Source organism: Burkholderia sp. 22313, from assembly GCF_052045245.1.
Taxonomy (GTDB): Bacteria; Pseudomonadota; Gammaproteobacteria; order Burkholderiales; family Burkholderiaceae; genus Burkholderia.
The window spans coordinates 318289-342774 of sequence record NZ_JBQEON010000002.1; the positions used below are offsets into that span (position 1 = coordinate 318289).

At 61.4% G+C, this 24486-nt stretch carries 31 protein-coding genes; 7 read left to right on the plus strand and 24 right to left on the minus strand.

Annotated features, from left to right (window positions below):
* The first annotated feature begins 23 nt into the window (after positions 1–23).
* Positions 24–296, plus strand: coding sequence for a hypothetical protein (locus ACTJKF_RS03190; protein ID WP_440622099.1), 273 nt, complete (start codon positions 24–26; stop codon positions 294–296).
* A 22-nt stretch (positions 297–318) separates the two neighbouring features.
* Here the strand turns inward: ACTJKF_RS03190 and ACTJKF_RS03195 are convergent, their stop codons facing one another.
* The 8 genes from ACTJKF_RS03195 to ACTJKF_RS03230 all read right to left on the minus strand — a co-directional run bounded on the left by ACTJKF_RS03195 (position 319) and on the right by ACTJKF_RS03230 (position 8440).
* Complete coding sequence (locus ACTJKF_RS03195; RefSeq protein WP_440622101.1) at positions 319–1866, minus strand: hypothetical protein; 1548 nt, start codon at positions 1864–1866, stop codon at positions 319–321.
* Between the two features lie 2 nt (positions 1867–1868).
* Positions 1869–4790, minus strand: coding sequence for a transglycosylase SLT domain-containing protein (locus ACTJKF_RS03200; RefSeq protein ID WP_440622102.1), 2922 nt, complete (start codon positions 4788–4790; stop codon positions 1869–1871).
* A gap of 11 nt (positions 4791–4801) precedes the next feature.
* Complete coding sequence (locus ACTJKF_RS03205; protein ID WP_440622103.1) at positions 4802–5323, minus strand: hypothetical protein; 522 nt, start codon at positions 5321–5323, stop codon at positions 4802–4804.
* 6 nt (positions 5324–5329) lie between these two features.
* Positions 5330–5569, minus strand: coding sequence for a hypothetical protein (locus ACTJKF_RS03210; RefSeq protein ID WP_440622104.1), 240 nt, complete (start codon positions 5567–5569; stop codon positions 5330–5332).
* Positions 5566–6114 (minus strand): hypothetical protein, encoded by a 549-nt coding sequence (locus ACTJKF_RS03215; RefSeq protein ID WP_440622105.1) that lies wholly within the window; start codon positions 6112–6114, stop codon positions 5566–5568. Before ACTJKF_RS03215 ends, ACTJKF_RS03210 begins: the two co-directional genes overlap by 4 nt.
* Positions 6107–6292: a helix-turn-helix transcriptional regulator gene (locus tag ACTJKF_RS03220; protein ID WP_440622106.1), complete on the minus strand. Its 186-nt coding sequence runs from the start codon at positions 6290–6292 to the stop codon at positions 6107–6109. Before ACTJKF_RS03220 ends, ACTJKF_RS03215 begins: the two co-directional genes overlap by 8 nt.
* 886 nt (positions 6293–7178) lie before the next feature.
* Positions 7179–8036 carry a hypothetical protein gene (locus ACTJKF_RS03225; protein ID WP_440622107.1) on the minus strand — a complete coding sequence of 286 codons (858 nt, stop codon included), beginning with the start codon at positions 8034–8036 and terminating at the stop codon, positions 7179–7181.
* The gene (locus tag ACTJKF_RS03230) at positions 8033–8440 is read right to left on the minus strand and encodes an antA/AntB antirepressor family protein (RefSeq protein ID WP_440622147.1); all 408 of its coding nucleotides are present in this window, start codon (positions 8438–8440) and stop codon (positions 8033–8035) included. The genes ACTJKF_RS03225 and ACTJKF_RS03230 overlap by 4 nt, the downstream gene beginning before the upstream one ends.
* Between ACTJKF_RS03230 and ACTJKF_RS03235 the strand changes: the two genes are divergently transcribed.
* Entirely contained in the window at positions 8360–8533 is a 174-nt protein-coding gene (locus tag ACTJKF_RS03235; RefSeq protein ID WP_440622149.1) for a hypothetical protein, read from the plus strand. The genes ACTJKF_RS03230 and ACTJKF_RS03235 overlap by 81 nt on opposite strands.
* A 221-nt stretch (positions 8534–8754) precedes the next feature.
* Here the strand turns inward: ACTJKF_RS03235 and ACTJKF_RS03240 are convergent, their stop codons facing one another.
* Positions 8755–9144 carry a hypothetical protein gene (locus ACTJKF_RS03240; protein WP_440622108.1) on the minus strand — a complete coding sequence of 130 codons (390 nt, stop codon included), beginning with the start codon at positions 9142–9144 and terminating at the stop codon, positions 8755–8757.
* A 402-nt stretch (positions 9145–9546) separates the two neighbouring features.
* On the opposite strand from ACTJKF_RS03240, the gene ACTJKF_RS03245 reads away from it, so the two are divergent.
* Together ACTJKF_RS03245 and ACTJKF_RS03250 are read left to right on the plus strand one after the other, a co-directional pair.
* Positions 9547–10134, plus strand: coding sequence for a recombinase family protein (locus ACTJKF_RS03245; protein WP_440622109.1), 588 nt, complete (start codon positions 9547–9549; stop codon positions 10132–10134).
* 248 nt (positions 10135–10382) lie between these two features.
* Entirely contained in the window at positions 10383–12608 is a 2226-nt protein-coding gene (locus tag ACTJKF_RS03250; RefSeq protein ID WP_440622110.1) for a hypothetical protein, read from the plus strand.
* 185 nt (positions 12609–12793) lie between these two features.
* Here ACTJKF_RS03250 and ACTJKF_RS03255 read toward each other — a convergent pair whose 3' ends face one another.
* Complete coding sequence (locus ACTJKF_RS03255) at positions 12794–13336, minus strand: hypothetical protein (protein WP_440622111.1); 543 nt, start codon at positions 13334–13336, stop codon at positions 12794–12796.
* A gap of 94 nt (positions 13337–13430) precedes the next feature.
* On the opposite strand from ACTJKF_RS03255, the gene ACTJKF_RS03260 reads away from it, so the two are divergent.
* Positions 13431–13922: a BRO-N domain-containing protein gene (locus ACTJKF_RS03260; protein ID WP_440622112.1), complete on the plus strand. Its 492-nt coding sequence runs from the start codon at positions 13431–13433 to the stop codon at positions 13920–13922.
* On the opposite strand, the gene ACTJKF_RS03265 is transcribed toward ACTJKF_RS03260, so the two are convergent.
* The 6 genes from ACTJKF_RS03265 to ACTJKF_RS03290 all read right to left on the minus strand — a co-directional run bounded on the left by ACTJKF_RS03265 (position 13885) and on the right by ACTJKF_RS03290 (position 17647).
* Positions 13885–14685, minus strand: coding sequence for a Rha family transcriptional regulator (locus ACTJKF_RS03265; RefSeq protein ID WP_440622113.1), 801 nt, complete (start codon positions 14683–14685; stop codon positions 13885–13887). The genes ACTJKF_RS03260 and ACTJKF_RS03265 overlap by 38 nt on opposite strands.
* A complete protein-coding gene (locus ACTJKF_RS03270) occupies positions 14682–14972 on the minus strand; it encodes a hypothetical protein (RefSeq protein WP_440622114.1) in 291 nt (96 codons plus the stop codon). The genes ACTJKF_RS03265 and ACTJKF_RS03270 overlap by 4 nt, the downstream gene beginning before the upstream one ends.
* Positions 14969–15175, minus strand: a complete 207-nt coding sequence (locus ACTJKF_RS03275) for a helix-turn-helix transcriptional regulator (RefSeq protein ID WP_440622115.1) — start codon at positions 15173–15175, stop codon at positions 14969–14971. The genes ACTJKF_RS03270 and ACTJKF_RS03275 overlap by 4 nt, the downstream gene beginning before the upstream one ends.
* A 186-nt stretch (positions 15176–15361) precedes the next feature.
* A complete protein-coding gene (locus ACTJKF_RS03280) occupies positions 15362–16384 on the minus strand; it encodes a hypothetical protein (protein WP_440622117.1) in 1023 nt (340 codons plus the stop codon).
* A 434-nt stretch (positions 16385–16818) separates the two neighbouring features.
* Complete coding sequence (locus ACTJKF_RS03285; protein ID WP_440622118.1) at positions 16819–17130, minus strand: hypothetical protein; 312 nt, start codon at positions 17128–17130, stop codon at positions 16819–16821.
* Between the two features lie 157 nt (positions 17131–17287).
* Positions 17288–17647, minus strand: a complete 360-nt coding sequence (locus ACTJKF_RS03290; protein WP_440622119.1) for a hypothetical protein — start codon at positions 17645–17647, stop codon at positions 17288–17290.
* Between the two features lie 468 nt (positions 17648–18115).
* Here ACTJKF_RS03290 and ACTJKF_RS03295 point away from each other — a divergent pair, with 468 nt between their 5' ends.
* Positions 18116–18256 (plus strand): hypothetical protein, encoded by a 141-nt coding sequence (locus tag ACTJKF_RS03295; RefSeq protein WP_440622120.1) that lies wholly within the window; start codon positions 18116–18118, stop codon positions 18254–18256.
* Positions 18257–18315: 59 nt separating this feature from the next.
* Here ACTJKF_RS03295 and ACTJKF_RS03300 read toward each other — a convergent pair whose 3' ends face one another.
* Genes ACTJKF_RS03300 through ACTJKF_RS03310 form a run of 3 tightly spaced genes read right to left on the minus strand, consistent with a single transcriptional unit; the run spans position 18316 to position 19602 of the window.
* Entirely contained in the window at positions 18316–18837 is a 522-nt protein-coding gene (locus ACTJKF_RS03300; protein WP_440622121.1) for a hypothetical protein, read from the minus strand.
* Positions 18834–19268 (minus strand): helix-turn-helix domain-containing protein, encoded by a 435-nt coding sequence (locus ACTJKF_RS03305; RefSeq protein WP_440622122.1) that lies wholly within the window; start codon positions 19266–19268, stop codon positions 18834–18836. The genes ACTJKF_RS03300 and ACTJKF_RS03305 overlap by 4 nt, the downstream gene beginning before the upstream one ends.
* Positions 19258–19602, minus strand: a complete 345-nt coding sequence (locus tag ACTJKF_RS03310) for a type II toxin-antitoxin system RelE/ParE family toxin (protein ID WP_440622123.1) — start codon at positions 19600–19602, stop codon at positions 19258–19260. Before ACTJKF_RS03310 ends, ACTJKF_RS03305 begins: the two co-directional genes overlap by 11 nt.
* A 623-nt stretch (positions 19603–20225) precedes the next feature.
* Between ACTJKF_RS03310 and ACTJKF_RS03315 the strand changes: the two genes are divergently transcribed.
* Positions 20226–20477, plus strand: coding sequence for a hypothetical protein (locus ACTJKF_RS03315; RefSeq protein WP_440622124.1), 252 nt, complete (start codon positions 20226–20228; stop codon positions 20475–20477).
* 81 nt (positions 20478–20558) lie between these two features.
* On the opposite strand, the gene ACTJKF_RS03320 is transcribed toward ACTJKF_RS03315, so the two are convergent.
* The 5 genes from ACTJKF_RS03320 to ACTJKF_RS03340 all read right to left on the minus strand — a co-directional run.
* Positions 20559–21407, minus strand: a complete 849-nt coding sequence (locus ACTJKF_RS03320) for a lysozyme inhibitor LprI family protein (protein ID WP_440622125.1) — start codon at positions 21405–21407, stop codon at positions 20559–20561.
* Positions 21408–21500: 93 nt separating this feature from the next.
* The gene (locus tag ACTJKF_RS03325; RefSeq protein ID WP_440622126.1) at positions 21501–21758 is read right to left on the minus strand and encodes a hypothetical protein; all 258 of its coding nucleotides are present in this window, start codon (positions 21756–21758) and stop codon (positions 21501–21503) included.
* Positions 21758–22324: a polyhydroxyalkanoate synthesis repressor PhaR gene (phaR, locus tag ACTJKF_RS03330; protein WP_011549704.1), complete on the minus strand. Its 567-nt coding sequence runs from the start codon at positions 22322–22324 to the stop codon at positions 21758–21760. The genes ACTJKF_RS03325 and phaR overlap by 1 nt, the downstream gene beginning before the upstream one ends.
* Before the next feature lie 120 nt (positions 22325–22444).
* Positions 22445–23185: a 3-ketoacyl-ACP reductase gene (locus tag ACTJKF_RS03335; protein WP_006491801.1), complete on the minus strand. Its 741-nt coding sequence runs from the start codon at positions 23183–23185 to the stop codon at positions 22445–22447.
* A 119-nt stretch (positions 23186–23304) separates the two neighbouring features.
* Positions 23305–24486 (minus strand): acetyl-CoA C-acetyltransferase (locus ACTJKF_RS03340; RefSeq protein ID WP_440622127.1); only part of this gene is annotated, 1182 nt, incomplete at its 5' end.

Sequence of the window (24486 nt, forward strand, 5' to 3'; positions counted from 1 at the left end):
CCAAAATCACCATCGAGGCCAACATGCCTGCACCTAAGTACTTGCTCGACAAGATCGCCCGCCACGGCTCCGCCGCGCAACGCCTGATCGACGAACGAGAGCAGAATCGTGGGGAGTTCGCGGGCCACGGACAAATCAGCGCCATCGCATTCGACGCCGCCGACTTCGTGTGGGCGTACTTCGCTCTACACGGCGACGACAGCGTTCAGGAAAGCCGCCAAATTCGAAACAGCGTCGCGGGAGCCATCATCGAGGCACTTGAGCGACTCATCGACGACGAGGGCGCCGCCAAGTAGGCGGCGCCGACGCGATTCTCGGCTACTGCTTCCAGATCATCTCGGAGTAATACGGGGAGGACAGTTGCGCGGCACGCGCGGCACGCGTAATGAAACCCGTACCCCGCTCATACTGGACGGACGTGAAGTAATTTCCGAATGCCATGTACTCGTGCTCGACCGACACAATATAGTAGAGCGGCTGCATGTCGCCGTCCTGCAGCTGCACGTAGGTGCCAGCGCGGATAGCTTCGTTGCCCTTCAGGCGCATCGAGCCCGACTCGAACACAATGTTGTCCTTGTTCTGCTCGATGAGTTGACGTCGGCGCGACATCATCCATGAAATCGCGCCCTGTTGGTTTTGGTTGCGCTGCTCCCCGTTCTGGCTACCGTTCCCGTTGTTCGTTTCCTCTGGGCCGTACTGCTGCGTCTGCTCCCACATTTTGCGCGTCCCATACAGCGTCGGGTCGTTGTTCGGGTACGTTGCATCCTGGCTCGTGCTCGGATTTTTCCCCATAAACACCGGCGGGACACCTTCCTGTCCGGCCTGAAAGCCTAGCGCTTGGGCGGTCGAACTGTAGTTCAGCCCGAACCGCGCCGCATCGACCCAGAAGAAATTCGCGACATTCGAGTCGGAGCGCGCGGAGGTCATCGACACCAGGTCCGAGCGCCCGATTTGCGTGACGGCCGGCATCTCGGCTCCCTCGGCAGCCATGATGAGATCGCCCTTGTCTGCCGACAGGAATGGATTCGGCCGATAGACCGCATACGGCCCATCGGCCCGGTCCTCGATGAAAAATTCGTTCCATGCGCCGATATCGCAGAAGCTCGAGATCAGCCCGCGTACATTTCCACCTTGCCAAGCGCCGATTCCGTACTGCGAAACCTTCGCGCCGGCCGATTTGATATCGGTCTTGAACGGCAGTAACGGCGATGACGGGTTCGTGGAACCGTCGGCGTTCTTGCTCAAGTTCGCCAGGTACGGATTGACGACCTCGGAAAATAGCAAGTTGATAAAGTCGCCCTCCGTCTGCACGTTCATCGCGTCCCCGAACTTGGCGAAGAATGGGAAGCTCGAGATCGATGCAGATACGTCGGTCGGCACCGTCGGGAGGAAGAACATCTGAAAAATCTCGAGGATCTTTCCGTAGTCGTGCCCGGTCACGACGACCTGTCGCGTTGGCTTGCCGTCGGCTCCCATCCCCTCGTTCCGCTCGACCACCGAGACGAACCCGCGCATCATGATCGGCAGCGTCGACGGCGAGCTCGATACCCCCATCGACGGGAACCTGTAGCCGTTCGACGAGAGGTAGATCTCGATGGTATCCATCGGCTCGATGAACGCGTAGAGCGAGTCCTGGATGCCGGGTTCGATCATGTCGGAAAGCGTGATGGAAAATGTGCCGCAGGGCTCACGCAATGACTTCGAGATACGCACGCTCCCGCGCTCGCCGATGTAGCGCGTGAGGTCCATGAGGCGTGTTGTGCCCTTGTACCGCGTTGAGAGGGGCGTACCGCCCGCGACGGCGGTGCGGCCGACGTTCTTCCGCAGGATGATCTGGATGGCTGGTTGGCGAACTTCTACTTTCACTGTCATCCTCCGACACTGATGTGATGGGTGCCGCTTCCGCGCGGTACCGCGACAGAGCTGCGTACGGTTTTGACTTTCGTGCTGCCGGAATCATCGACGCCACGCAGATGCACGTTCATATCGAGCACGACGACGTCGCGCGTGGACGCGTCGGCTGCCGATGACGTAGCCGCGTCCGCGGGCAGTTGGCCCGGCGTTGGATCTGTTCCAGACGCTGCCGGCGTACCGGACTTGATCTTGTTGGCGGAGGCTGGGCCGGCGTCCGCATCAATACCTCCGTACGCCTTTGCTGCACGAGCAGGCGTGGTGCCGATGCCGAAATCGGAGTCTGCATTCCTCTGCGTCTTCACAACGTATTCGTCGCCGGCCTTGGTGTTTTTGACGACGCCTGCGTACGCAAATAGCGCCTTCCGGACGTCCCCGCCATTCTTCTTGATCAGATCTCGCAGGTAGCGGCCGGCGCCATCCTGCTCGGACTCGAAATCGCCCAGAGTGACACCGTACTTTTCGGCCGTGCCGCGAAGGAACTGGAAGTTGCCGAGCGCGTGCTCGCCATTCGCGAGCTCCGGCCCGATCAGGTTCTTGCCAAACGACGACTCAGTACCCCACACTCCTTTCAGGAGATTGGCGGGCAGACCGTACTTCTTCTCGGTCGATGTCAGCATCGCCAGGTCGGCGTTTTTCTGCGCGCCCGTGGGTGCGTGCTGACCATCCCACCAGGCTGCGGGCCGACGCACAACCCCTGGGGCGCCTTTCGAATAGGCAAGCGATGGCCCCGATTGCTCGCCCGTTGCATTGCGTGGGTCGTCGTCCTTGATCGGCATGCCGTCCGGTCCGAACTTCTGGCCCGTCAACTTGCCGGCAATCGAGGCGAGCAGGTTCTGCGATGCCAGCGCGGCTGGCACCAGCTTGTCGCCCAAGCCGGTCTTGATCGTATCCAGCGCGGCATTGGCGTCGCGCAAAGCCTGCGAAGTCGTGTCCTCCTGCCCCTTGTTCGCCATCACCTGCAGGAGCGCCTTCCTGAAGGCCGCAGCGTCGCCACCTTTCTCTGCCGTATCGAGAGTCGACTTCTCCGATGACGAGAGCGCGTCGTCTCCAGTACGCCCGCGGATCTCGGAATAGATCCCGCGCAGGTCTGACATGGAATGTGCGTCGCCGATCTTCGCGAGCGTCTGGTAGCTGGTCGCGTTGACCTTGTCGAGGCTCGAGACGCCCGCCTCTTTTAGGGACCGCTGCAGGCTTCCGAAGCCATCGGTGCTCATGGTCAGCAGCGCAGCTGCCTGCTCGGGCGATGACACGCCGAAATAGCGCTGCGCGGCGTCGAGACGCATCGACTTCCCGAAGAACGAGTTGTCGTATTCGCGCCCGAGCTTCGCGCGGATAGCGTCGAAGTTCGTCGTGGATGCGCCATCCCCCGATCCGAGCGCAGCGAAAGTACGATCGCCGGAGCCGAAGTATCGACCGAGCACGGAGTCCTTGGCGAACACGCTCTGGCGCGTCGCGAACAGGCCGCCGGCCGCGAGTGCGCGAGCCATAACGGGATTGAGCCGCGGGCCGCCCTCCTGGTTGAATGCCTGGAGCGTGAAGTTCTGCGATGCCTCGCCGGCCATCCCCATCTGCGTCATGGCAGAATTCGCCTGCCCGATGAGCTCGCCGGCGAATGATGCCGGCACACCCGCGCGCACGAGCGATGAGTATCCAGCCGCGGCCGGACCCACATTCGGGGCAGACAGGGACATGCGCACCGCAGACGAAGCGAGCGATTGCACCGCCTGCATGACGTCTGACGGCAACGCCCTGCCCCCGGTGCGCTCGATCGCCTCGGCGATCATCAGCGCGAGTTCACGGTTGTTTTGTCGTGAGTCGACCGCCTTCATCCCGCCGAAGAATCCGACGGCCTGAGACGGGTCCATTCCGTATGAGCGCGCGAAGCCGATCGCGGTGCGGGTATCGCTGCGCAGCGCGTCGGTATTCCCTCGAACCGCGTTGTGGCTGATCTCGTTGAACGACGCCGCGAGTTTCATCCCCTCGACCGACGCGACACCGAGGCCAGCTCCAACGCCGTCGGAATCCTGCTTCAGCTTCTCGAAGGAAATCCCCAGGTCGCCCATCTGGCGCTTCAGCGTGTCGGCATCCAGGCCGCGTTCCTTGGCCATGTCATAGCCCTGCGACGCATACTGACCCACCTTGTACGCACCGAACGCCAGTGCGACGCCGGGGACGGCCGCAGCGAGGCCGCCGAGCCCTCCCAGCAGGCCGCCAGTTGCAGCGCCAGCCTCGGCCCCACCAAGCACCTCACCGCCCACGCGCCCGACGTCGCCGCCCAGGCCGTCGAGCGCGCGGCTGCCGGCTCGCCAAAAGATCCCGCGACGCGGGCGTCCGCGTCGGCCAGTCGGCGCATTATCGTCCCCCGAACCGGATCCGCCGCCATCGCCGCCCGAACCCGATCCTCCTCCCGAGCTGCCGGGGAACCACCGAGGCATCCACCGAGGACGGCGAGGCCGACCACTCTCGCCCGAAGGCGTCGTCGGCGAACCCGGCTCCTCCTCGGCCGCCGGCGAGAAGTTGGTCAGATCCCAAGCGGTTCCCTGCGTGGAGTACTGGAATGCGCGATCGCGCATCCGGGCCGCAGCTTTCGGGTCGATGGAAACGCGCGAGAAGTCGACCTGATCGAGTCGCCGGCCCTCCTGCCCGCTCTGCTTCATCGCATTCCTGAGCGCGGCCGACTGCTTCAGTGCCTGCTCAAACTGCTTGTTGATGAGAGCGAGGTCGCGCTTCGCGTAGCTGACGTCGGCCGGCTCGAACTTCAGGTTGTGAACCTTCGAGACGGCCGAGCCGAGCTTATTCAGGGAAGCCGTGATCTGGTCTAGCGCCTTGGAGACGCCCGAGCCGTCGGCGTTGACGCCAATCTTGACTGATGGCATGGACTGATCCGTTAGCGGCGTGGCACGATGCCTTGGACGACCATCGCGGTCAGTTCATGGGATGGCCACCAGATCGAGTTCACCGAGCCAGCGCCGCCAGCCTCAGCGTGTACTCGATACGCCTCTGCGACGACCAGTAGCAGCGCCTCCTCAGCCTTTTCGATGCGCCCCTTGAGCCCAGCTGCAATCAGGCGACGCTCTTCCGCCAGCAAAAGAGATTGCGCGCGCTGTGCATCACCGCGCGCAGCAGACACCTCGTTGATCAACACACTGAGAGCCGAATTCCCCTGCGCGATCAGCGCCTCGAGGTCGGCCGCGTCCTGAAGCGCAAGCGAATGCCGGAGTCCGGCTACTTCCTCGGTCAGCTCACCAGCACGGACTGCCTGAAGCGCTGCCTGAGCGCGTTCGACAGCGTCGGCATGCTTCGTGCTCAGATTGGCGAGAAGCTGCTGACCATCGGCCAACTTGCTCTCAAATTCGGTGACGCGCGACTGAGCAGCAACCACGTCTGCTGCGCGGATTTCGATCGACATGTGAAATTACTCCGTGAAATCAAATGGTTGAAGGGCCGCGGCAACACGCGCACGGACCGCCGTTGCGAAAGCTGCCGCCTCGGCATCGAGTGCGGCCGATTGTTTCTCTGTCTCAACAGCAGACACCGCAGCCTCATTGCGCGCAGCGTGCTCGGCGTCGCGCAGCTTGGCACGGATCTTCGTCGTATCGCGGCCAGCCAATAACGCGGCATGCAGCTCCGCACGGATTTTTTCGATTGCGTTCATCGGGCTCCCTCCATGATCCGTCGCACCAGATCGTCGTCCAGGCGCTCGCCCATGTTGAGCAGCGTCTCCGCACGCGCAGCCTCGGTGAAATTGATGCGACCAGCGTTCATCGCTTCGGGAAGCGCTGCCAGCAGACGTTTGATCGTCGGCGCATCGCCGGCCGGCATGGACTTCGCCATCACGCCGAGAATCCGATCCATGCCCGCCTGATCCGGCACGCGCCCCATGTTCAGCGCCGTCTCGATCGTCGCCAGCTCGCGCGCAGTAATGCGACCGGCTTTGGCTGCTTCGATGGACTTCGCAAGCAGTTCGCCGCGGGAAATCAGCCCGGCCCCGGCGTCCGACTTCGCCATCACGCCGACAGACTTCCGAGTGACGCTGGCACCCACGACGCGGCGTGCGGCCGGCTGGAGCTCCGCCTTCAGCACGCGCAGCGACTTCGCCAGATTCGAGTGCTGCGCCTTGTGCGAAACGCGTCGCAGTGCGCCGAGAATGCCGTCGTATTCCTTGCTCGCGACAAACGCCATGGCCTGTTTGTCATCCATGGATAGCCTCCTCGCGCTGCTTCAGCCACGCGGCCAAGGTCTCGCGGCGCCAGCCAACCACGCGGCCAATCTTGATCGGTAGCGGCAATTCACCGGCTCGCTCCAGTCGCTTGATCGTGTCCTCTGAGACGCGCAACTCGCGCGCCGCATCAGGACGACGTAGGAACATCGTTTCCATTCGAGCCTCCCGCTCGCTTATGCCCCCCACATGCCGGGGATTCAAAGCATGGTGGCGTCACGAATGGCGACGCAAACGCGGGTCGTGATTTCGAAATGGCCGGCATGAATGCCGCCGCCCTCGCCTACACCGAACACCCCGAGTTTCCGGGCCTTTTTACGTTCCGCTGCGAACGTCTCCACGCAGACCTGACCGCCTCGGCTTGCGCTCGCAGCCACGCTGAGCGCCGGGCGCTGGCGTGCGTGGGGTGCACAGTTGGAAGGAAGCATGCGGACGACGGTGGCATCGCGAGCGCCCCAGTAGCAAAGCGGACAGCCTTGGGTTCGGGGCAAATTGACTACGGGCGATTCGCGCCGAGTGGCGGGTGCGTACGTTGCGGCCGGACGTATTCACGCGCGGATCGAAGCATCAAGCCATTGCGGCTCGTGCGCGCACACACGATTTGCGTGTCGTGCTTCAATCGAGAGAAAGAGGTCGAGCACGGCGCGAACTCAAAAGGCTCGAAACCGAGAAAATGGGCGCATTTGCTGCGCCCGACCTTGCTGGAGCTGGAATACGAAGGAAAGCGCCGCGTCGTCGACATCGGCCTATGCTCGGGGCGCGCGGAAGCAGAGCGGCTCGTGGAGCGCCGTTGGCCTGGATGGAAAATCGTCGAAACAGTCCAGGACGGTGCGCCCAGTCGACTCCCACCCCGCCTCCGTACCGGCATCCTACCCGTCGATCGAATTGGGAACGAATGCAAGCCCGGCGAGGGCCGCCCACAGCGGGCAGCGATCCGGATCGCGGGCTTCTAGCCGTCCTTCACATACGGGTCGTAAACTCGGTACTCTAGGCGCACATATTCCGACGCTCGGCGAGCGCTCCATATACAGCGACGTCGGAAAGCTCAGGACAGGCCAAGCGTACTCGGCAGTTGCTCGATCAGCATCTGTATTCCGATCGCTTCCCCCGATTGCCAGCATGCTCGGGCCTGCTGCTCAATCTTCACGCGCTCAAACAAACGAAGCGGAGGCGCGCTGGGGAACAAATTGACGGCAGCATTACACGCTGCTTGATCAATTTGATCGAAGTAATCGGATGCCCCGTCAACCATGTCAAAACCACGAACGATCTCTCCCACGAGTACCAGCGCAGCCACAACATGCGCCAAATCGAGGATATCGAACTCGTAGTCTTGCAGGGATAGATGCGCGGCAACGCGATCAGCGTATTGCTTCACAAACCCGATCCGGCTACCGAGCATCGTCCCGTCCTTAAACAGATCAGCGTCAGTCTTGGAACATTTTGCGAAGAAGCTCCGCAAGAAGTGAAGCGCGTCATACGCCTCGTCTTCCGGCCTCTCTGACATCTTGGCCCAATATTCTGCATGCTTCTTCAGCGTGCTGTCGCTCTGCTTCCCGAAATTGGCACCCGTGAGTCCCTTGGCCGCATGATCGAATACCTTGCGGCACGACAGCGCAACGTTATTCAGGGACGAAAAGCTCAGGTTGCTCTGAAGAACCTTGCCTGGATAGTCAGGAACTGAGCATGGATTTCTCCCGCGGATATCCGTGGCGCGAAGAAGGTAGAAGCTCGTGAGGGCAAATGCGGATCGCGAGCAGACACCGCGCAAGAAATGCACGGACCTGCCGACGTCGCCCAAATCGACGGGCGCTCCGCTCGGCATTCTCCGCCTTGCGCGCTGGGCTACGTCGGTTCTTGCGGAAGTATCGAGCGTAAAGATCAGCTTACGGTCATCGGTCATGGGCTGCCCATATCGCACTGGATCGGCGTCACCACAAAAGCATACACACTGCATACGCAGCGGCAACCGGAGCCGGCACCGGGAGCGCAGCCCCCGTGCGCTCGAGCAAGCGACGCTCGCACTCGAGGAAGTATTTCCGGGCCTCGCGCCCCTTCACCGTGCGCTCGGCCATCGTCAGCTCCTTCGCCATGTCGAGCGAAAGGACGTATTCCTTTACCGGGCGCACCCTGCGGGTTTCGGGAGGAATTTAACGAAACCTCGAAGTCCACGTTCTCAGCGAATCCATACTCGCTGATTCGGCTAACGACCCAAAACCGGAATTCATGGGCGACGCCCAAGAACGCATGCAGCGCGCGCCCGTCGACCGCGAGCACTTCACGACCACCGATGATCGCGTGCGCCACATCGACAGACTCATCGCCAAGCAATCGGCTACTCGAGAGGCCGACGGCGCCATAACAGGAAAATTGAGGACGGGAGTGCTGGTTAAACTCTAGGGCCCCATTTCACCGAAAAAACGGGTGCTAGACTCTAGCACCCCTCCCGTTCCGGGAGTTCGACTGCGACGCTCTTGCCCCGCAGCTGCGCTGCACCCTTGGCTAACAAGGCTGATTGACCGCCTCGCGATTTTCGGCCTGCCATAGTATGGCAGCCGCCTTTCAGCGATGATCCGCGCCCTTTGCTCCAGCTCCTACCGGCGGTCAATGATGCGAGCTACCTACAGATTGCCCGCTTCGACGGTGGCAGCGACAGCTGCAATCAGCGGCGCCACGGCTTCCGAACAGTGCGCCGGTCTCTGACCGAACAGCGCGAGCAGGTTGTCGGCGAGCGCTTCACCGGCCGCCGGCGGCAAATAGTCTGTTTGCGCCACGTACTGGCGCGCGAGTTCGATGCGATCACACATTGAGCCAGGCGGTTTGCCCCAGCCTAGGCCACCTCCGACCAAGTTCTTGCGGTAGTCGAGCTCGGCGATCGCGGAGACGGACGCTGCTTGCCACATCTGCTCGAACGCGTCGAGGAGTTGTAGATAGTTGGCCTTGGAGGTGTGCGCGTTGGATGCCGCATTGGCATAAACTTCGCGGATCAATTTCAGGTGTGCGACGGACATGCTCTCCTTCTTACTCATTCAGTGAAAAAGACGCACACAAACGACGCCAGATATGTGCGCTCGCGCTCCGCCGTCATTGGGTCAAGCGACGGACAGCGGCGAGCCCCGAGCTGGGAGACAACACGGCTATGTCGGTCTCCTATGGGAACTCCTCGCATGTTAACGGCCATACGTCGCTGAAATTCAGGGGAAGCGTTCGAAGGCCCGCCGAGCGACGCTCAACACAGCCAGAACAGGCCAGCGCCGCGAGTTCGCCATGCGTCAGCCATGTCCTAATTCGCCCGTATTTGCGCCAGTCGAAAACCACCTCTACTAAGTGGCACAAAAACCACTTGATGACTTTTGCGCCACCGGGCATTGTGTGCCGCGTATTTGCGCCACAAACAAATCGGGGGAACAGAAATGGCACGCGTTTTCGCATACGCACGGGTCAGCACCAGCGAGCAGACCATCGAGAACCAACGACTTGAGATATCGCAGGCAGGCTTCGAAGTTCAGCCTCACCGTTTCATCAGCGAGACGATCTCGGGAGCAACGCCTGCGGCTGAGCGCCCTGGCTTCGCCAAGCTGCTCGACAAGCTCGAGGCGGGCGACATCCTCGTCGTCAGCAAGCTCGACCGGCTCGGCCGCAATTCGGCAGATGTGGTGACAACGGTTGAGCGCCTTGCAGCCGCCGGCATACGCGTTCATTGCCTCACATTGGGCGGCGCAGATCTGACGAGCGCCACAGGCAAGCTGACGATGGGCGTATTGGCCGCGGTCGCGCAGTTCGAACGCGACCTGCTGATCGATAGAACAAACGCAGGCCTGGCGCGAGCCCGCGCGCAAGGTCGGCGCCTCGGGCGCCCGGTCGCGTTGACGTCGGTTCAGCTTGCCGAGGTACTCAACCGCCTTGCGGCCGGGGAAAGCGAGCGCAGCATCGGGGCAGCGCTAGGCGTCAGCCGGACTACAATCTCCCGAGCACGGAAAACGGCCACTGGGGCCGCATAGGGGTAATACATGGGCGGCGCCGAAACAACCCGGCGCATACGAGTCCGAGGTTTCATGCCTGAGGAGCAACAGCGTTGACGCAACATCAAGTCACCCGCGACAACCACTACGTACCGTAGTGGTACCAGCGAGGCTTTCTGGCCCAAGGCCAGCATAAATTGCATGTCCTCAACCTGCATCCGGCCGCTAGGGCCCTGCCAAACGGCCATCCCCTCTCGGAGCAAGAAGTGGAGGAGCTTGGGCCGAAGTTGGCATTCAAGGAACTCGATCTCTACACTACGCGCCTGGGAAAGACGCTGAACGACGACATCGAGACATTCCTGCTCGGAAGAATCGATAAGAGCGGCGCAGATGCGGTTCGCGCGTGGAGCTCCGGTGACCTCGTAAGGATCCACCGCAGGTTTCAAGACTTCTTCGTGTATATGGACGCCCAGAAGCTGCGCACCCCCAAAGGACTCGACTGGATTCTCAAGCACTACCAGGGCTTACCGCAGATGGAGTTGATGGGGCAGATGCAGGCATTGCGGCAGATGCACTGCACGATGTGGTCCGAATGCGTACGAGAGATCGTATCCGCTGAAAAATCACCGGTGAAGTTCCTGGTGAGTGACCATCCGGTCACGATATACCACCCGAAACTATCTCCCGACGCTACGGAATGCCAGTATCCTGGCGATCCAGGCGTCGAGCTCGTTGGTTCGCAAACCATCTTCGCTCTGGACGCGAACCACTGTCTGATCCTGACCAACCTCGAGTACGCTGAGGATCCCGCGAGCGCCCCCCTCTTGTCGCGAAGAACGAATGCTCGATTCCGCGGCGAGTCCATGGCGCGGACCGACTCGTTCATTCGTGGTCGCGAACTACTAGAGACCGAAGTCCATGCCATCAACTTTGTCCTCAAGTCTCGCGCCAAGAAGTATGTGGCGGCATCCAACCCCGCCTGGCTCTATCCAGAGAAGCACTGCGCGTTCTCGTGGGGAGAAATAGCAACGATCCTTCTGCCTCGCGATGATCTGTGGCAATTCGGCGGGGAGATGTACATCGGATACAAGGACGGCACTTCGGCGTACCGTGACAGGTTCGGGCGAACGTCGAAAGCGCACGAGCTCTTGACAAAGCCTCCGCTGACTGAAGATCCAGCACCAGATGCTCAATGTGGTTGCGGCAGTGGAATTACGTTTCGCGACTGCTGTGCAGGCGTTGCCCCTCAACGGCGGCCGTCCTGGAATGTGATGAGCATCCGGGAGCGCAACCTTGCTCTCATACGCGGCATCACCAGTATCCTCCAACTGGATGGGGATACCACGTGGCTAGATGTTCGCCGCAACATCTCCGATGAGCAGGTACGCCGGATCCATGAACTGTTCGCCGCGCTTTGGCCGACGGACACTCAATTGATCGAGCTGCTTCCAAGCCCACAGAGCAAGCGATCCCGCGCGCTGTATCTCGGCATGACGGATGCTCGCACGGTTTCCACAAGCGTTACGGGCATGTTGGCATACGTGGACGAGCTTGTCCTTGTTCACCCCTTCGTCAACGCAAACGGCGTCCGCCCTGAATTCAGCCCGATTCATCAGTCTGCGCAGTACCGCGAGCAGACCTTGCGCGATGTCCTCTTGCTCATGATTCTCGAGCCCAGTATAAGAGCGGGTCGAGTTCACCTCATCCCCGACCCGCTCGACTACGACGCTGGCTTCCGGAACGAGATCATGGCCATTGGGGGGCGTTCTCGCGATGGGGTCAAGCTTGGCCCCATCGACAAGGCGCGATCCCAGGCGCTTGGCCATGACGAGACGATGCGAGCTATCAAGCGGCTCCCCCCTGCCAGGATGAAGGCCTACATACTCCAACGCATATCGGAAACCTCGAAACAGTTTACGGATGCCGACATCGATTCGGTGGTTCGCCACTGGAAGAAGGAACTTGAGGCAGACCCTTTAGCGTTGCTGGACCCGCCGTCATCAGCCGATAGTGGCGAGTTCAAGATCCTCAAAGGTTTTGGCCGTGAGACCGGTCTGTTCATAGCCACGCTGACTGGATCCTTCGTCTACACCGATTCAGACACTCACTGGGCACGGCTACATGAGACCGATGGTATCCATCGCTATGAGCCGGATCCTGCAGCCGAAGACGTGGTTCGTCATTTGGAGAATCTGGACATCGACGTTCCAACACTCACGTATCACCACCAAGTCGAGCCCTCGGGCGCGGGTGCAACTCGAACACTGTTGCGAAACGTCACTCTGGGATTGCGTACAGGTGAGGTGCTCGACCTCGGCGCCCCGGCCACTGTAGAAGATATGCATCAACACGCGGCGGAAGGTTTGCTCACGTACAAGCTGCGGGCGTCCGTGCCGCCGAACGGATTTCAGCGCATCGATGTCTCGCGACTGGTCTTGACGTTCGGTCGCCTGGAGGACGTCGCACCGGTTCGACTGGCTTTGTTCCTCGACCCTGCCTTCCAAGGCAGCTAGGAACTTGACTCGCACGACGCGAGCCGCCGGTCGCGGATCGCGATTCATTTATGCTGCGCTGCTCACGTCAGCGCCTTGAAGATCGGCGAACAGCGCGCCCGGATTCGGATCATCCACCGATGGGTGGAGCATCGCCGACCACATCAATCGTATCGACGCGGACATGCAAACCGGCCAAATCAAATTCAGACAATCGACACCCCCGCCTTCCGATTGATGGTGATACGGCCCGGAATGGCCCGAACCCGCCCAGGTCCGTGGTTCGGCTCACCGTCGAGCCCCCACGCCTTACGCTCCATGTTCTGAACGATCTGCATCGCCTCGGCCGCCAGCTTTGCCAGACGAACATCGTCCGCATCCTTCGATTTCAGCGCCCGATAAACGGCGCCACGAACAGCGCGAGCCTCTCGCCGATGAGTCGCGACTACCTGCGCACGCTCATCAGCGACGACAGCAACCTCGATAGCCGGTGGCGGCGGTGGAGAGTAAACGACGGGCGCGCTCTCAGACATCGACGCAGTCCCTTCCGCAACTTTTCCCGCTTCTTCGTCGCTGCGTTCCTGAGCCGGAGCGGTGCCCTTCTCGCACTTCCGCCAGCTCTCGGTTTTCGCCCTGTTGCCCGCAGAACCCTTTGATATTCCGAGAGAAACGGCAATCGCCGACAGCCCGACGCCCGGTTCGGTTTCGTACCGGTGACGTGCCGCGGCCCACTCGACAACGGTTGGCATTCGCTTAGGCATCGGATTACAGAGGCGCGTCCATCATGAGCACAGTTTCACGTCACGATGGACGGCAGACAACGAAAGACCGTCCATTCCGTCCATGAGCGGCCGATCGAAGCGCAGAATTCTCCGTCGTTTCAATAAGTTGATGGTATGGACGCACTATACGGTGCCCTGCCTCAGGGCTCCCTTTGTTTTCGACGGCGCGCGGGTGCGCGTGGTGACTGTTGACGGCGAGCCGTGGTTTGTCGCGCGTGACGTGGCGGATCTGCTCGGCTACCGAGAGCCGGGGCTTGCAGTACGGACGCACTGCAAGGGGGGTGTGAAACGCACCATCCCTTCGGCAGGCGGATCTCAGGAGACGACGCTCATTCCCGAGCGCGACGTCTACCGCCTGATCATGCGTTCGAAGCTGCCGGCCGCCGAGCGCTTCGAGGAGTGGGTCGTCGGGGACGTGCTGCCGTCGATCCGCAAGACTGGGGCGTATGTTGCACCGGCTGCCGCGCTGCCGAACTTTAGCGACCCGGTCGCCGCGGCGCCCGAGCGGCACGCTGTCACGCCATGCGAGGAATCCGGAAAACCGCCGGATTAATGCGAAACGGTGCCGAGTACGCCCAGTGCTCTGCGACGCAGCGCGACACCAGACGGCATTCGGAGATGAACTTGCGAATGGCTACCGTCACCTGCGCGCGCTGATACACCTTGTACGGAGGCGCATCCTCCACATGCTTGTTCTTGACTTCGTGAAGCGGTGCAATCTGGTGCGCGGACTCGGTCAGGACGAATTTCGCAACTTCGGTCGGCAGACCAAACGTCGCCCATGCGCGCTCGGTCGCACGGGTAAGTGACTCTGTGCCGGCCGGGCGCTCATCGAGGACAGTCACAAGCGCCGATCGCAGGCCGAGATCGTCGACGCGACGCTCGATCGCTTGCAGCTGAACGGCCTGCTGCGCCTGCTCGGCGCGCGCCAGCGTAATCTCATGCGCTTGCTGCTCCAATGCATCGAGCATGTGGCGAGCGAGCTGCAACGAACCCGACGAGGCCTCCGTCGGCGGTGCTTTGGCCGCCGCCTCGAGCTCCTGCCAGCGGTCAACCAGGCGCGCCGTGAACTCGGGGGACAGCTGCGCCACGATCACGTAGCTGTCGCGCTTGCCGACCCAATACTCGATCACCGGGCGGCCGGCCGTGGCCTTTTCCTGCATTGCAGGAGAAGCGATGACCCCGCGCGCGACCAGACGCTCGATCGTCACCTTCACGTTGTCGTGGCGCGATTCAACCAGATCCGCGATCTCGCGGCTGCTCATCATCAGGCCGCCGAGGATCGGCGCGGGATTGAGGCTCATGAGTAAGGTCATCGCATCGCCTCCATGAATGCGCGGCTGCCGCGGACGGCGGTCTCAAAGCGACGACGTGCGTTGTACCCGTCGATGCGGGCCTGCTGGTATGCCCCATAGGATTTTCGGGTAGCGCGGCGGAATGTCGGCGAGCTCACGTCGAGATCCCTGCCAATGCGTTCTTTGTAACGCTGACAGGCGTACTGATACGCGTACTTTGCATCGCGGAGCGCCCCTTGCGCACGAAGCAGCTCCGCTGCACGTTGCGCGACGACCTCGGCCGTCCATCGAATCGACGCTGCAATCACACAACCTCCTTCGAGCTCAGTTCGCGAGCCGCGACCCAAGCCAGCACTTCGGCGCGACGCCAGAATCGCGTGCGATCACCGAGGCGAATCGGCGCAGGAAAGCCTTCCTTTTCAATCCACCGCTTGATCGTTGGTCGCGAAACACGCATCGGGAGCAGAGCAAGCATATCTTCGAAGGTCGTCGGATCGTTGTGTTGAGACATTTTTCCCTCCATTAAATGGAGATCAAAGATTCGCGTCACGACTTTCCGCGTTCACTATTTCGAATGGCGAGCAAAAAAAGGCGCCCCGAGAGGGGCGCACGAGAACGCGTTTTTTTTGAACGACCTTGCGGTCACACATATGGTCGCGTCACGAAAACCAATCCGCCGCCGTTCACCGGCCAGCGATCATGCTGGGATGCCTCCGCCGCTGACCTTGGCCTTCAGGAGCGAGCTGATGCTGCCCATTGCCGAGCGGCTCGCGTCGGACGGACCAGTGCGTTCGTCCGGAGGCAAGGAAATCGGATCCGGCTGCCGCTGCGCCTGGGCCGGCACCGGCGGCTTGCCGCCGTTGTCGATGGCGGCCTGGACCCGGGCGTGCCACTCGGTGCGTGATTCGTGCGCGCGTGCTGGGCCGACGCCCACCTGATTCGCCATCGCGAGCGCGGTCTCGTCCGAGCGCCACCACGCCCCCCCGCCCTTCGCGGCCGGCGCCTCGGCCCCGGCCGCGTTCACTGCCGGGCGCTTCGCCCAGTCCTCGAGGATCCGCGTGACGTAACGCAACGGGAGGTTGCCGTCCGGCTTCGCGATGCGCGCATGCTCGGCAGCCGCGATCGCCGTCTCGAGCGACACGCCCTGCTCGACCAGCGTGATTAGGTCCGGATTCGACGGCGTGCATTGCACGCCTCGCTCGCGGAATGCTTGGCTCAAGAGCGCCGCCGTCTCACCGACCGGCGCAGGCGGAGCATTCGGCGCGTCACCTTCACCGTTCTCACGCGAGGAGGCCCGAGCCTCCGTGTGATCCAGATCCTTTCCTTGATCCTTTGATCCTTGATCCCCAAACGATCCCTCGCGAGGATTCGCGACCTTTCGCGAGGAATCATCGAATGCGGGAATCTTCGACTTGCTCGGCTTATCGATCTTTTGATGAATCAACCAGTTACGGATCTCGATATAGCTGGCCCCCTTCGCCTGATAGCGAACGATGCACCCCTCCACCTCCAACTCAGAGAGCCAATCATCGATCAGCCGTGGCGCGTCCTCGTCATATGGGAAAAGAAGACTCGCGAGCATTCGCGAATTTCCGCGAAGCCTCCCCTCATCGTCGGCGATCGTGAACAACATCAGGAAAGTGAGCCGAGAATCGCGAGACACACGGCCCATGCTTTCGGACTGCGGGAATTCTGGCTTGACGGTGCGAATGCGTCCCATCACACCCCCCGCTCACGCTGATTGCGCGGGAACGACTGGCCGCGATGCATCGGCACCGACATGCGATGTTGAAAATAATGTGTAGCCATATGGACTCCTAAAATGGAGTTCAGCGGCAACCAACGATGCAAAACCTCTTGTCGAATCAATGAGGTGATGCTATTGTTCCTGCGTCAAAAGCAATACGTTGGCCCGTTGAACCGGGTTGACCACTTAAAGCCCGCCGGCATGCGGGCTTTTTTCTTGCACGCTCAAAACGTGCAATTGGGGCCGATGGTAACTCCGTATCTAGCGGCACGGAAGTCGAGGAAGCCTTGTCCAGCAAGGCTCCCCGGCATCCACATCCGAAAAATTCAGCATTTCCCATCGGAAATCAGCTAATACGCGATTCTCATAATTTCACCAACAAAACACACACGCGGGTTATAAAGGCTTTACGCGTGCCCCTCTGCCCCGACGTCGCACCGATTTTCGGTAACCGATTTCGCCGGCGCGAATCGCATCGACGCATCGTCGGCCTTCGCTACCAGATCCCACGCTAGATGCTCGGCAGCAATGAGCGTCGCATCCGTCGTCGGCCCAGCTTCGCGGAGCGCGGTCAACATCGAGGCCAGGCCAACGAGCCCATCGTAGAGCGCCTCGAACTCGGCGCCCGCAGCGTGCTCGATCTGGTCTGCATCACACGAGGTGTCGCGAATGATTTGAAGGTGCGGGCGTGCTTGCCCTGTAGAATTGGCGATAGCCATAGAACGAACCTCTTGATCAGGTTGTTTTGTGGTCAGGCGGGGCTGGTGTTGGCGCACTGGCCTCCGCCGCTCCCATACTACCAAGACGGCAGCACAGGTGGCCGCAGTGTGCCGTGCTTTCGCGGTCGTGCGCAAGTCGAAACCGGGCTTCATCTCACTACCCCTGTTGCAGACCGGGGGCTTGGGTGTGCAGGCGAAGATGCCCACTACCGGTGAGGAACGCACGATACGCGAGAACCGAAATCTCCCACGCAGCGCGCAGGACGTCGGGACCAGAGGCAATAATGTTGCCGTCAGGATCGACGACGGCGAGGGAGGCGTTACCGGAGGGGGTGTGAACCGTCAACCCTTCGTAGGCGACGGCTGAGAGGGACCAGCTACGTGATCGTCCTCCGTCGGGGTCTGGGTCGCCACCACCATCATCCTCGTCGGACGATACAACTACGGCCACGGTCGCCTCAACCGCAGAGCACGCACCGACAGCGACACCAGCATCAACCACGTCGATACGTTCCACGCTGCATGCTCGGGCTTGCTTGGCGATTACGCATTCTCGCAGACGGTCAAATCGTCCGGCACCAACTGCGCGTTCATGGCTCGCCATCAATGGCGACATTATTGCGAAAACGTTGCGCGACATTCGGATCTTACGTCTCGAACAGAAAGTGAGGCGAGATCATGCCGTAAACGCATGACGATCCCAAGAGATTTTTTGAATAGTACCTATCAATCAAAAACTAAATAGCCTAGCCGGGACCATTTCAAATCTCTCTAGCCAGACGAAAAATTATCAATCACAAAGCGCACGCGTGAATGCGCTCGGAGCGGTCAGGGCGATGGCGAAGCAGAATGTTGCTAACACATCGGCAGCCGGCAAGTTGACGAACACGATACCAACGCATTGCGTGATTAGTGCTGTCAGCCATTAAGACCTTTGTGCACCACGCTCCCAGCCGGAGCGCCGGCGACGCTCGCGGCTATCGACATGCAAGGTCACGTAATCGACTCAGGCCCGAACGTGATGCACTCGGTGTGGGACGTCGCGATTCGGGTGTATCGCAATTTCCTGATCGGCAACGGGCGCCTGCGTGTGCTCACGCAGCCGCCCAACGCGAGGGTCAAATAAAAAAGCGGTGCCATTCATTGGCACCGCTTTTTCCATCAAGCTGTTTTAGATTCGGCTAGTTACTTACCGCCTTGATGCGTCTTTGGAACCCTAAAAGAAGGCACGGTCGGCATAGGAACTTGCAAGCGCATTGCGAGGTCCTGAACAATCTGACGGTAGTACGGCCAGAGATGGTAGGGCATGTTGTGTGACGCAAACTCACTCACCCCTTCTTGAGGCAGTTCGTCCGGCTTGCAACCAGCCACAATGTATTCGACAGCAAAGTCGATCTCGAGATCACAGGCCACATCCTCCTCGTTCAGTTCTGTGTCGTCTGCAGGCACACCCTCGCCCCCAGTCTTCACGATCCTCGTTCGAGTGGACGCCATGAACTTCATGAAGTTGATGGTCTGTTGATTGGCACCGTCAGGAAAGGCGACTTCAGAGACAGATATCTCTGATACCGTCCAATTAATCCGCGTGAAGCTCTCGAACACCTGCCGACGATCATACCAAGCGGCAACCTTGGCATCGATGTGCGTTGGGAATGCCGTTTGGATGTGTAGATGCGGCAGGACCTTATCAAGCAGTTCTCGATTCATGCTGCTTTACGAGCCTCGACAGTCGGAGCCGACGTAAACGTCTCGTTTGCGCCTTGAATAAGAGTGAAGCGTCGGCTTCTAACGACGACCCCATCACGAGGAACAAAAGATTCACCATCCGAAGTCACACTGAACGTCTTCTTGCGATCCGCTACTACATTCGGTTCAAGTTTGATGTCCAGATGCATATCGAGAGCATGCGCGATTTCCGCAGCCGTCGCCATCGTTACGTTATGCCGACCACTGAAGACCCGACTAACAAACTCCGGCTTTTTTTCCATCTTTTCTGCAAGAGCTTTTTGGGTAAACCCCAGTTTTTTCATTGCCTCGACGAGTTGTCGGGACAGATCGAGCAGTGCACGCTCGGTCCAATATTCGGGAGATTTCTGTGCACGCTTGAAGGCTTCCTTGTAGCGGCTACTAATCTTCATCTTCCTCTCCATCGATTTCAACAAGTTCCAAGGTGCCGTTCTTCTTGGCTTCCTGGTACTCCTTGTATGCCTCTTTTACCGCATTGATATGCGCTTTGGGTGTCTTCCCAGACTTACCCCCCGCCTTGTAGAACAATTTCGCCAGAACGATCATCCGACCGTCATCGTAGAAATACAGAAGGCGCAACGTACCAGAGACATCAAACTGCCAAATTTTGGGGTCGTCACAGACATCATGGGTGCGGTTTTCAGCGAAGGCCTCGGGCCCATGTTTGGCAACATGTTCGAGGAATGCCCAACAGCGTTCAATGTCACCGTCCTTGATGTCGTCCAACGCGCGATCGCCCCGAGGGCTAAGCACCTCGTAGATGGACCACGCATGTTTGATAACGGCTTCTACGCGCAAGATATTAACTTAAAAGTTATTCTTCAAGGGGAGAGCTTGACATCGGTGTGTGGCATTGCTCGCTGAAGCCCGATGCAGGCGGATCCGACGGAGGTGCGACAAAGCGTCGCACCCACCGGAACACGAGGGCCAACCGCACGCTAAGCTATCCGACGACATTGCCCGATTCTAGCACCCCTCTTGCCGTCTCCGACCCCGACTAGGGTCACCCCGAGGTCACCACAAACGATATATATGCAGTATCTTTCGGGCGCCCGAGGGATACGAAGCCTACTTTGGGGGACTGGGACATCTGGAATGTGGGGGCGTGGCGGCAAAAGCGTGAGTTTACAGCTATTTATGGGTCAGCGAGGCAAAACCGGCGGTCAAGACGCCGCGGATAGCGGCCCCAATATGCGGTGCGCGCGGGCGAACCGGCCCTTTCAAACCGACGGTGATGACACGACGCGGCCCGATCGCCTCCACGCTGCCGCACAACAATCCCCGGAACACCCCCGCCGCTATGCGAAAATCGCGGCATCCGCTCTCTTCACTTACACAACGGGGTTCGCATGACCACCCACATCACGATCGAATTCACCGAGCACGCCGCCGAAACCATCGGCGAGCAGACCAGCACCAGCTTTTCCTATGACCAGGGCGCCCACGTGCCGCAACCTGGCGATTTCGTCGAACTCGAGCATTCGCAGCAGACGTTTCTCGTGATCGGCCGCGTGTTTTCGCTGAAGGCGAACTACAGCGCGGTGAAGCTCGTCCTCGATCTGCCACCGTCGGACAATCAGGATTTCGATCCGGCGCACTGAACGGCGCCCGCGAACCGCGACGCAACAGGATCAAGAAAGCCCGCCGATGCGGGCTTCATGCAAGCACGCGATGCGCCCCCTTCACCGCGAATTCGGAAACACCGCCGCCGTCAGGCACCGCTCGAACCACGGCGTATCATCGCCGTCGCCGATCGGCCAAAGCTCCGCGTCGAGTTGCGGCAGCCCTGCGGTCGGCACGGGCGCGCGATTGCCGTCGCCCGACACCGCCGCACGCACCCACCCCGATTGGGCGCCGCCGCTGTCGCACGCACTCGCATGCGCCTGTGCTTCACAGAACGCGACCGCGCGCGCCTTCCCGCCGTCGACCGCACTGACCACGCGATATTCATACACCGCGCCGGTCGCCCAGTCCTCACTCTGGCTGCACACCCGCGTGCGGTGCTGCACATGGACCGCGCCGAAACATGCATAGGAAACGTGCGCGCCGCTGGCATCGTCGGGGATGAAATCGCAGTCGGCATCGAAACCCGCGAGCGGGCCACCCGTGTATTTTGCGAGCCAATGGCGCTCTGCCTGCGCACGCGCGATCAAGCCTTTGTCCGACCGGTCCGCCAGCACGGCGCTGCGCCGATCGATGGCCTTGCGCAGTTCGTCGACGGCCAGCGGATGGCCGTCGTAATCGGCGCCGAGGCGACGATTGCGTGCATTGATCCAGCGGCGCTGGCTGCGCACCAGCATGTCACGGATAGCCGCGTCCGGCGCCGCCTTCAGTACACCGTCATAACTCGCATTCATCCGCGTATCGGCAGCACGCAACCCGGCATTCGCGCAGATGCGCTTGTCGAGCGGCTGCGCGGCTCTCGCGCAATCCGTCGCGAAGGCCGGCCGAATCGCGAGCCCCATGCCCAGCACGAACATCGACGCGCAACCGGCCAGCCTTCGCGCCAACGCCATTCGAATCCGTCGCATGCGCTCTCTCGGTCGGGGTGTTCTTCTGGCCGCATCGTCGCGACGCGGCACCGGACCTCGTGTCGTGCTCGTGACCGGTACGAACACACGCCATCAGGCGCGGCAGATCCCGGTTCTGTTTCGCTGATTGTCTGGAATTCGCTCGGCCTGGCGACGACCATGCCCGCCCCGCACCGGGACACGGGCATTCGGTGCCGACGATCCTGAACGATCGTCGGCGACATCCTGCGTCGGTCGGCCGCCGATCATCATCGTGCCCGAACACACGATCGGCCGCATCGCACCGCCGCACGTCGCGGCGCCGACCGTCCGGCGGATCGCGCCGCCGCGGCCGGCCTGCCGCGCAAACATTACTTCTTTTCCGGTTCCGGCGCGCCCGGCTGCTTGAACGGGAACGTGCTGAACATCGACTTCGCCTGGTTCTGCATCTGCTCCTGCATCTGCACGAACATGTTCTTCGACTGCTCGATGTAGCTGGTCATCATCCCTTGCATCATCGGCGCCTGCATGTTCATGAATTGCGACCAGACTTCCGGATTCATCGCGTTCCCTTCGTAGAGGTTCTTCGATTGATCCGCCAGCTTGTTCTGGATGTCGATGAACGCCTGGATGTTCTTTTCCAGGTAGGTGCCCATCATGCCCTGCATCGCATGTCCGTAGAACCGGATGATCTGCGACAGCATCGACGACGAGAACATCGGCACGCCGCCGCTCTCCTCTTCGAGGATGATCTGCAGCAGGATGCTGCGCGTCAGGTCTTCGTTGGATTTCGCATCGACGACCTTGAAGTCCTCCTGCTCCAGCACGAGCTGCTTGACGTCGGTCAGCGTGATGTACGTGCTCGTCTCGGTATCGTAGAGCCGGCGGTTCGGGTACTTCTTGATGAGCCGCTCGGCCGTTTTCTTTGTAGTAGTCATGTAACGCCTTTCGGTGCAGCGTAGCGCAAGTGACAAATCCCCGCCTCCCGGATCCGGGAGGCGGGGGCCTTCGGAAAAACGCCAGGCCGCGCGGCCGAGCCGGCCCGCGCAGCCGGACGTTCAGCCCATGTGCAGGCCGCCGTTCAGCGAGAAATCGGCGCCGGTCGCGAAACCGGAATCGTTCGACGCGAGCCACGCGACGATCGAGCCGATTTCCTCCGGCCCGCCGAGACGACGCACGGGAATCGTCGCGACGATCTTCTCGAGCACGTCCGGACGGATCGCCTTCACCATGTCGGTGCCGATGTAGCCAGGCGACACGGTGTTGACCGTCACGCCCTTCGTCGCGACTTCTTGCGCGAGCGACATCGTGAAACCGTGGATGCCGGCCTTCGCGGTCGAGTAGTTCGTCTGGCCGAATTGCCCCTTCTGGCCGTTCACCGACGAAATGTTGATGATCCGGCCCCAGCCGCGCTCGACCATTCCGTCGATCACCTGCTTCGTGACGTTGAACAGGCTCGTCAGGTTGGTGTCGATCACGGCGGTCCAGTCTTCGTGCGTCATCTTGCGGAACACGACGTCGCGCGTGATGCCCGCGTTGTTGACCAGGACGTCGATCTCGCCGACCTCGGCCTTGACCTTGTCGAAGGCTTCCTTGGTCGAGTCCCAGTCGCCGACGTTACCTTCCGACGCGATGAAATCGTACCCGAGCGCCTTCTGGTCCTCGAGCCACTTCACCCGGCGCGGCGAGTTCGGACCGCAACCCGCGACCACCTTGAAGCCGTCTTTCGACAGACGCTGGCAGATGCTGGTGCCGATGCCGCCCATCCCGCCCGTTACGTACGCAATTCGCTGAGACATAAATCTCACTCCATTTTTTGGTTTCGAGGGCCGCCGGAGGCCCCTCTGACTTCACGTGGCACCGGCCGAACACGCAATCGGCCGGCGCACGGATTGGTTTGGCGGTGACTGACGACCGGTTACGGACGTTCGACCGCGAGTGCGACACCCATCCCGCCACCGATGCACAGCGACGCCAGCCCGCGCTTCGCGTCGCGCTTGACCATCTCGTGCAGCAGCGTCACCAGGATCCGGCAGCCCGACGCGCCGATCGGATGGCCGATCGCGATCGCCCCGCCGTTCACGTTCACCTTCGACGTGTCCCAGCCCATCTGCTTGTGCACCGCCAGCGCCTGCGCCGCGAACGCCTCGTTGATTTCCATCAGGTCCAGGTCGCCCGGCGTCCAGCCCGCGCGCTCCAGCGCACGGCGCGACGCCGGCACCGGGCCCATGCCCATCACGCTCGGATCGACGCCCGCGTTCGCGTAGGCCTTGATCCGCGCAAGCGGCGTCAGGCCGAGTGCCGCCGCCTTCTGCGCCGACATCACCAGCACCGCCGCCGCGCCGTCGTTCAGGCCCGACGCGTTCGCCGCCGTCACCGAACCGTCCTTCGCGAACGCCGGCTTCAGGCCCGCGAGCGACTCCGCCGTCACGCCGTGACGCACGAACTCGTCGGTCGCGAACTGCAGCGGCTCGCCCTTGCGTTGCGGAATCGCCACCGGCACGATCTCGTCGTCGAAGCGGCCGGCCTTCTGCGCGGCTTCCGCCTTGTTCTGCGACAGCGCCGCGAATGCGTCCTGCTCTTCGCGCGTGATCCCGTATTCCTTCGCGACGTTCTCCGCCGTGATCCCCATGTGGTACTGGTTGTACACGTCCCACAGGCCGTCGACGATCATCGTGTCGACCAGCTTCGCATCGCCCATCCGGAAGCCGTCGCGCGAGCCCGGCAGCACGTGCGGCGACGCGCTCATGTTTTCCTGGCCGCCCGCGACCACGATCTCCGCGTCGCCCGCCATGATCGCGTTCGCCGCCAGCATCACGGCCTTCAGGCCCGAGCCGCACACCTTGTTGATCGTCATCCCCGGCACGGCCGCCGGCAGCCCGGCCTTGATCAGCGACTGGCGCGCCGGGTTCTGGCCCGAACCCGCCGTCAGCACCTGGCCCATGATCACTTCGCTCACCTGCTCCGGCTTCACGCCCGAGCGCTCCAGCACCGCCCGAATCACCGTCGCGCCCAGTTCGGGTGCCGCGATCTTCGCGAGCGAGCCGCCGAATTTGCCGACCGCGGTCCGCGCGGCCGATACGATCACTACGTCCGTCAT

Bases quoted from the DNA above. Each gene is read 5' to 3' on its own strand.
- ACTJKF_RS03190 (WP_440622099.1), top strand. From the start codon at position 24: ATGCCTGCACCTAAGTACTTGCTCGACAAGATCGCCCGCCACGGCTCC.
- ACTJKF_RS03200 (WP_440622102.1), bottom strand. From the start codon at position 4,790: ATGCCATCAGTCAAGATTGGCGTCAACGCCGACGGCTCGGGCGTCTCC.
- ACTJKF_RS03205 (WP_440622103.1), bottom strand. From the start codon at position 5,323: ATGTCGATCGAAATCCGCGCAGCAGACGTGGTTGCTGCTCAGTCGCGC.
- ACTJKF_RS03210 (WP_440622104.1), bottom strand. From the start codon at position 5,569: ATGAACGCAATCGAAAAAATCCGTGCGGAGCTGCATGCCGCGTTATTG.
- ACTJKF_RS03215 (WP_440622105.1), bottom strand. From the start codon at position 6,114: ATGGATGACAAACAGGCCATGGCGTTTGTCGCGAGCAAGGAATACGAC.
- ACTJKF_RS03220 (WP_440622106.1), bottom strand. From the start codon at position 6,292: ATGGAAACGATGTTCCTACGTCGTCCTGATGCGGCGCGCGAGTTGCGC.
- ACTJKF_RS03225 (WP_440622107.1), bottom strand. From the start codon at position 8,036: ATGACCGATGACCGTAAGCTGATCTTTACGCTCGATACTTCCGCAAGA.
- ACTJKF_RS03235 (WP_440622149.1), top strand. From the start codon at position 8,360: ATGGGCGACGCCCAAGAACGCATGCAGCGCGCGCCCGTCGACCGCGAG.
- ACTJKF_RS03240 (WP_440622108.1), bottom strand. From the start codon at position 9,144: ATGTCCGTCGCACACCTGAAATTGATCCGCGAAGTTTATGCCAATGCG.
- ACTJKF_RS03245 (WP_440622109.1), top strand. From the start codon at position 9,547: ATGGCACGCGTTTTCGCATACGCACGGGTCAGCACCAGCGAGCAGACC.
- ACTJKF_RS03255 (WP_440622111.1), bottom strand. From the start codon at position 13,336: ATGCCAACCGTTGTCGAGTGGGCCGCGGCACGTCACCGGTACGAAACC.
- ACTJKF_RS03260 (WP_440622112.1), top strand. From the start codon at position 13,431: ATGAGCGGCCGATCGAAGCGCAGAATTCTCCGTCGTTTCAATAAGTTG.
- ACTJKF_RS03265 (WP_440622113.1), bottom strand. From the start codon at position 14,685: ATGACCTTACTCATGAGCCTCAATCCCGCGCCGATCCTCGGCGGCCTG.
- ACTJKF_RS03275 (WP_440622115.1), bottom strand. From the start codon at position 15,175: ATGTCTCAACACAACGATCCGACGACCTTCGAAGATATGCTTGCTCTG.
- ACTJKF_RS03280 (WP_440622117.1), bottom strand. From the start codon at position 16,384: ATGGGACGCATTCGCACCGTCAAGCCAGAATTCCCGCAGTCCGAAAGC.
- ACTJKF_RS03285 (WP_440622118.1), bottom strand. From the start codon at position 17,130: ATGGCTATCGCCAATTCTACAGGGCAAGCACGCCCGCACCTTCAAATC.
- ACTJKF_RS03295 (WP_440622120.1), top strand. From the start codon at position 18,116: ATGCAAGGTCACGTAATCGACTCAGGCCCGAACGTGATGCACTCGGTG.
- ACTJKF_RS03300 (WP_440622121.1), bottom strand. From the start codon at position 18,837: ATGAATCGAGAACTGCTTGATAAGGTCCTGCCGCATCTACACATCCAA.
- ACTJKF_RS03305 (WP_440622122.1), bottom strand. From the start codon at position 19,268: ATGAAGATTAGTAGCCGCTACAAGGAAGCCTTCAAGCGTGCACAGAAA.
- ACTJKF_RS03315 (WP_440622124.1), top strand. From the start codon at position 20,226: ATGACCACCCACATCACGATCGAATTCACCGAGCACGCCGCCGAAACC.
- ACTJKF_RS03320 (WP_440622125.1), bottom strand. From the start codon at position 21,407: ATGCGACGGATTCGAATGGCGTTGGCGCGAAGGCTGGCCGGTTGCGCG.
- ACTJKF_RS03325 (WP_440622126.1), bottom strand. From the start codon at position 21,758: ATGTTTGCGCGGCAGGCCGGCCGCGGCGGCGCGATCCGCCGGACGGTC.
- phaR (WP_011549704.1), bottom strand. From the start codon at position 22,324: ATGACTACTACAAAGAAAACGGCCGAGCGGCTCATCAAGAAGTACCCG.
- ACTJKF_RS03335 (WP_006491801.1), bottom strand. From the start codon at position 23,185: ATGTCTCAGCGAATTGCGTACGTAACGGGCGGGATGGGCGGCATCGGC.